This is a genomic window from Paenibacillus sp. EPM92, assembly GCF_016586185.1.
In the GTDB taxonomy this organism is placed as follows: Bacteria; Bacillota; Bacilli; order Paenibacillales; family NBRC-103111; genus Paenibacillus_G; species Paenibacillus_G validus.
On record NZ_BCPS01000142.1, the window covers coordinates 1 to 588 of the forward strand.

Sequence of the window (588 nt, forward strand, 5' to 3'; positions counted from 1 at the left end):
TCAACCCCCAGCCGCCAACTGGACCGACGGCACAGCTTTTTTCTTTCTGTTTTTATGCTGGAGACCGTCCAGACCGATTGCCGCAATCAGCACGACCCCTTTGATGATGCTTTGGTAGTAATCGCCTACATTCATTAATACCAGACCGTTGCTCAGCACCCCGATGATGAGAACACCGGTCAGTACGCCGGATATTTTTCCTTCACCGCCCATGATGCTTATGCCGCCGAGAATCGCCGCCGTCAATACGTCGAACTCAAACCCGGCCCCCGCGTTCGGCTGGCCCGAGTTCATACGCGATAAGAGGACGATACCCGCGATGCCCGTAATGAATCCGCCCAGGGAGAAGAGCATCATTCTCATTCGCTTGACATTGACTCCCGACAGCCTCGCCGCTTCTTCATTGCCCCCAAGCGCATACACATATCGGCCGAAATACGTTTTATTCAGAATAAAGCTGCCGATCAGGGCTACGACAATCAGTATAATGACCGGGATCGGGATGCTTCCGACATAGCCTTGTCCGAGAACCCTAAACGATTTATCAAACCCGAAGATGGACATCCCCCCGCTGATCATTTTGCTTAG

1 protein-coding gene is annotated in these 588 nt (G+C 52.7%); it reads right to left on the reverse strand.

Features of this window, described 5'->3' with window-relative positions; translation table 11 throughout:
* The coding region (locus tag JMF85_RS27860) for an ABC transporter permease (RefSeq protein ID WP_201319403.1) at positions 1 to 588 on the reverse strand (588 nt) is incomplete at its 5' end.